Origin of the sequence: Paracoccus sp. (in: a-proteobacteria), from assembly GCF_030536915.1 — a bacterium.
Lineage (GTDB): Bacteria > Pseudomonadota > Alphaproteobacteria > Rhodobacterales > Rhodobacteraceae > Paracoccus.
Map to the genome: position 1 here is coordinate 1 of NZ_JAUNPC010000218.1, position 1,631 is coordinate 1,631.

The 1,631-nt window shown below is 74.6% G+C and carries 2 protein-coding genes; both read left to right on the top strand.

Annotated features, from left to right (window positions below; translation table 11 throughout):
- The coding region (locus Q4F04_RS15880; protein ID WP_303370753.1) for a DNA polymerase Y family protein at positions 1–1,069 on the top strand (1,069 nt) is incomplete at its 5' end.
- 3 nt (positions 1,070–1,072) lie between these two features.
- Positions 1,073–1,631, top strand: a 559-nt coding sequence (locus Q4F04_RS15885; RefSeq protein WP_303370754.1) for a PHP domain-containing protein, incomplete at its 3' end; no start/stop codon positions are given.

The window sequence follows — 1,631 nt, forward strand, 5'->3', positions numbered from 1 at the left end:
CACGCCCGGTTGCGCAGCGGCGCTGGCGCGCAGCGTGTCCCGGCCCCTGGTGCTGCCCGCGGGCGATGAGCCGGCGGCGCTGATCCCCCTGCCCCTGGCGGCGTTGCGCCTGCCGCCGGACATCATCCAGGGTCTGGCCCGGCTGGGGCTGCAGCGGATCGGTGACCTGCTGCGCCAGCCCCGCGGGCCGCTGGCGCGCCGCTTTGGCCGCCCGCTGCTCGACGCGCTCGACGACGCGCTGGGCAGGCGGCCGCGCTCCCTCCGGCCGGTGCGGCCGCCGCCGGTGTTCGTAGCCTCCCGCAATCTGCTCGAGCCCATCATCACCCGCCCGGCCATCGACCACGTGCTGGAGACGTTGCTGGAGGAGCTGTGCCGGGCGCTGGAGCAGGCCGGTCAGGGCGCCCGCCGCCTGGTGCTGCGCGGCTTTCGGGTCGACCGGGTGGTGCAGGAGGTGGCGATCGGCACCGGTGCCGCCTCGCACGCGCCCCGGCATCTGTTTCGGCTGTTCGCCGAAGTGCTGGGCCAGCTGGAGCCGGATCTGGGCTTCGAGCGCATGGTGCTGGAGGCCGCCGAGACGGAGCCGGTCAGCCACGCCCAGGCCCTGCTGCGCCGTGGGGAGGATGGTGCCGCCCTGCAGCCCGCTGCCCTGCCGGAGTTGCTGGACCGCGCCGGGCAGCGCATCGCCATCGCCCGCCAGGCACCGCTGCGGAGCCACTGGCCCGAATACGCCGTGGCGCCCGCAGATCCTTACGCGGATCCGGGCATCCCCGAGGATTGGGGCCGCGCCATCCGTCCGATCCGGCTCCTGCACGTGCCGCTCCCCGTCGCCGTGACCACCGCGGCGCCGGACGGGCCGCTGGTGCAGCTGCGCCATGCCGGTCGTCTCTACCGGGTGCTGGCCGCCATCGGCCCCGAGCGCCTCAAGCCCGAATGGTGGGGCGAGGATGGCCACCGGCCGCGGCGCGACTATTACCGCCTGCAGACCGTCGAGGGTCCGCGCTTCTGGGTCTGCCGCCTGCTGGAACCCGGCGCCGAGGTCCGCTGGTTCCTGCATGGCGAGCTCGCCTGAGCCATGCCGCCCGCCTATGCCGAGCTCGGCGCCCGGTCGAACTTTTCCCTGCTGCATGGCGCCTCGCATCCGGCGGAGCTGGTGCTGACCGCCCGGGCGCTGGGGCATGCGGGTCTCGGCATTTGCGACAGCAACAGCCTGGCCGGGATCGTGCGCGGCCATGTCGCGGCCAGGGAGGCCGGGCTGCCCTATGTGGTCGGCGCCCGGCTGGTCCTGGACGACGGCTCCGCTTTCCTGGTCTGGCCGACCGACCGCGCCAGCTACGGGCGGCTGACCGGCCTGCTGTCGCGGGGCCGCATGCGCTCGCCGAAAGGCGAGTGCCAGATCCGGCGCGACGAGATGGCCGAGCACGCCAGGGAGTGGTGCCTCGCCACCATCCCGCCGCGCCAGCCGGATCCGGACTTTGCCAGCCGCTTTGCCGCGCTGGCCCGCCAGCTACGCGGGCATCTGGCCCTGCCCCTGTTCTGCGCCGCCGCCTGCTATCTTGATGGGCATGATCAGGAGCGGATGGCCTGGCTGGACGACACCGTCCGGCGCGCGGGCGGCGGCGCCGCGCTGCTGG